Below are 3,393 nucleotides of genomic sequence, written 5' to 3' on the forward strand. Positions count from 1 at the left end.
AATAAAGTCAATAGCTTGTATGCAATTATTTTATATGAATCCACTTAAGAATCCACACTTTTATATGTGATTCAATTGACCATTTTTTATCAACAATTGCTATTTATAAACAAAACGTGAAAAGCAAATCATGATGTCAATATTATAACGCATGTGAGCATTCAAAAGCAGTAATCGTTCATAACAATTCATAATACGTTTTAATTATAAAATCGATAGTTACTATTAGACGCAATCGTTTGAATTATCCAATCAACATAATTGCATGTGTTTAAATCACATCTTAACAATTGAATTGCTTATGGCAGTAAACGCTCTTAAAAGAGATTGCACGTTTGAAACTGTTATAACGTTTAAAATTGTTAGCTCTAAAATAACAACGCCTTTAAAATTGGGAGCGGTTAATTTTGCTAGCTAAAATATAAAGCGACTTTTGATAGATATCCCCAAAATTGGGATTATCTACTTTAGAAGTATAATTTTTCAAGCATTTTCTTAATATCACGCATAAGTGCCACTGAAACCACTAAGCCCAATTTTGGTCTCAGTAAATCAACGGCACCAAATTTGGATTCGTTAAGTTCTCAAATATTCTCTGGATATCACGATTAGGCATAGTTGAAACAAGCCGTTGTTTATTGTCTTATGAGGGATTGCTTTCAAAATCAACATTTACAAGCATAAAATCAAAAGAGCGGGTTTTATTGCTAATTTACACTTACCAACGCATTTATTCTTGATTGGATTGATAGAGGCCTCACAAAACGTTTTAATCTACTCAATAGGTTTTATCGTAAATGCTGTATTCACAGTTTCTCTCTTCATATCAAATATAACAAGAACGTTTTATGCTTTTTTTGGATAACGTTTCATAATGACAATAGAGAGCTTGCAATATGATAGGTTTTGTATATAGAGGCATTTATTATTAATTTGTATTTTTTATGCATTTCAATCTATAAAGCCGCGCTTTTAATCGACGCGGCTTTTTTAATTAGGTTTAAAAATAAGGGGCCCCCCCATGCCTCGTTATTTATTGTTTTTAATATCAACAATTTTACGACCTTTATAAACCTCCTGATGATTTTTAATAGAGCTTATTTTGCTTTTTTTATCGAGAATGGCAGTGCCATAGACTTTCCCCAAAACCTTAATATTGTGGGAAATCTTTGCTCTATCATAAACAGAACCATAAATTTCAGCAGTGCCACTCACTCGAGCATGCCCATAGACCTCATCATAAATTTTGGCACGCTTAAAAACCATGGCATGCCCATAAACTTTCCCATAGTTACAAATATATGCAAAACCTGAAACCTGCGCATCACCATAAATCCTTGCATAACTACAAACCCAAGCGTTATAAAAAACGTGAGCATTGTCATAAACATGCGCCTCAACATCAATATGTGCATTGCCATAGACCTGGGCATTGTTATAAACATAGCCCATGACATAAGCATTGTCATAAACGCGTGCATTGTCATAAATTTTTGCGAATTGAGAAATTAACACCTTGCCATAAACAAAAGCATTGCCATAGACTTGACCGCGCACGTGCGCATTATTGCGTACCCTTGCATGGCTATAAGCACAGGCATCATCATAAAGCCAGCAATTGCCTTCGTGAGAGAGATTGCTTTCCTTTTCAACAAAGCCCCCTAGATCACCAGCCTTGACATCACCAAAGTCTCTTAAAGCTTGAATACGATAAACGATTGTCACTTCTTTAGTCATTTTCTTTTTAATGTGTTTGATTTCATTCGTGAGTGTATATTTTTTAAACATAGCAAGTCCCTTCACAATTAATGTGTTTAAAAATTTGTTATGAAAATTCGTTTGAGAGAGAGGGCGCCCCACCGTGCCCGCGGTCATTATTCCCAAGTTATGTTATGACCATGCCGTATCATAAAGAAGTTCTAGATCACCAGAAAACCATGCCGTTCCAAAAATGAGAGCATCACCACAAACCTTGGCATGCCCATAAATTTGTGCATATCCAAAAACCCACGCCTTACCAAAAACCTTGGCATGTTCATAAACCCGCGCATGATCACAAACCCGCGCATCTTGATAAACACATGCCTCATCACCAACCCATGCATTTCCCTCATGAGAGAGATTTTCTTCCTTTTGAATAAAGCCTCCTAGATCGCCAGCCTTGACATTATAAAAGTCCCTTAAAGCTTTAATGCGGTGTAAAGTGATACCGTTAACAATTTTAGTTTCATCAGTGAGTTCATATTTTTTAGACATAACTATATTGGTCATGAGAATACCCATTCTATAATTCGTTAGATTTTAAGAAGAAAAATGAGGGTAAAGGGCGCCCCCGCCGCGCCCGTATTCATTACACCGCTTTATTGACGTCCTGATCAACACCACAGACATCTTCAGAAAATTTCTTATTTTCTGTAAGCACGGCATTGCCATAAATTGTTGTAAATTGGCAAATTTGTGCCTTGCCACTCACATGAGCATTATCGTGAATTTTTGCAAAGGGACCAACGCGCGCCGAGCCAAAAACCTTGGCATTGTCATAAATATTGCTACCATCATAAACTATAGCTTTATCAAAAACATGAGCATTGCCATAAGCTTTTGACCATGCAGCAAGGCGTGATTTCCCATAGACATGGGCATCATTAAACACCAGCCCACTCACACAGGCATTTTCATAAACACGGGCGTTATCGTGAATAAGAGCCCCCTGTGTAATCACGGCGTTATCACTCACAACGGCATTGCCAAAAACATAGCCCCCAATTTTTGCATTGCCATTAACGACTGCATTTTCATAAACATGTGCTTTATCACCAAAAACCCATGCCTTATCACTAATCACGGCATTACCATAAACCCTAGCATAATTCATAACACCGGCATGATTGCGTATTTTTGCATTTTCAGAAACGCGTGCTTGGATAATCATAGCCTCATCATAAACCCAGCAATTGCCATCATGAGAGAGGTCGCTTTCCTCTTTAATAAAGCCCCCTAGGTCGCCAGCTTTAACCTCATCAAAATCTCTTAAAGCTTTAATTCTACGAAGTGTTCTATATCCAACTTCGATTGTCTCGCCAGTAAATTCGTATTTTTTTTCAATTTTTTGATTTTGAGAAGAGGAAACGGGGGTGCTTTGTACTGTATTGTTCATAATGAACTCCTTGTTATTAATTGTTCCTTATTGACGCCTCTTAAAGGCGTCGGGTGCTAAGAAACACGGTAACAAGTCCGTTGATCACACTTTCCCCTAAAAGGGTATTGTATGGCGTGATCACACCCGACAAAATCACTTATATGCTAACAAGAGCATAAAAGATAGTCAGTACATTTTAAAGACATGGGAAAGGTCGTTACGTAACCTAACCGCTTGTTATCAGTGGTTCTTAA

General features: G+C 37.1%; 3 protein-coding genes. All 3 read right to left on the reverse strand.

Features of this window, described 5'->3' with window-relative positions; all coding sequences use genetic code 11:
* Positions 1 to 1,029: 1,029 nt before the first annotated feature.
* The gene (locus BN67_RS10595) at positions 1,030 to 1,788 is read right to left on the reverse strand and encodes a hypothetical protein (RefSeq protein WP_026088288.1); all 759 of its coding nucleotides are present in this window, start codon (positions 1,786 to 1,788) and stop codon (positions 1,030 to 1,032) included.
* A 102-nt stretch (positions 1,789 to 1,890) separates the two neighbouring features.
* Positions 1,891 to 2,271: a hypothetical protein gene (locus BN67_RS10600; protein WP_019224054.1), complete on the reverse strand. Its 381-nt coding sequence runs from the start codon at positions 2,269 to 2,271 to the stop codon at positions 1,891 to 1,893.
* A gap of 79 nt (positions 2,272 to 2,350) precedes the next feature.
* Positions 2,351 to 3,157, reverse strand: a complete 807-nt coding sequence (locus BN67_RS10605; RefSeq protein WP_019224055.1) for a hypothetical protein — start codon at positions 3,155 to 3,157, stop codon at positions 2,351 to 2,353.
* Positions 3,158 to 3,393 lie beyond the last annotated feature (236 nt).

Origin of the sequence: Bartonella rattaustraliani AUST/NH4 (assembly GCF_000312565.1) — a bacterium.
Classification (GTDB): Bacteria; Pseudomonadota; Alphaproteobacteria; order Rhizobiales; family Rhizobiaceae; genus Bartonella; species Bartonella rattaustraliani.

Excerpts from the sequence above, each read along its gene's own strand:
- BN67_RS10605 (WP_019224055.1), bottom strand. The coding sequence starts at position 3,157 with ATGAACAATACAGTACAAAGCACCCCCGTTTCCTCTTCTCAAAATCAA.
- BN67_RS10600 (WP_019224054.1), bottom strand. The coding sequence starts at position 2,271 with ATGACCAATATAGTTATGTCTAAAAAATATGAACTCACTGATGAAACT.
- BN67_RS10595 (WP_026088288.1), bottom strand. The coding sequence starts at position 1,788 with ATGTTTAAAAAATATACACTCACGAATGAAATCAAACACATTAAAAAG.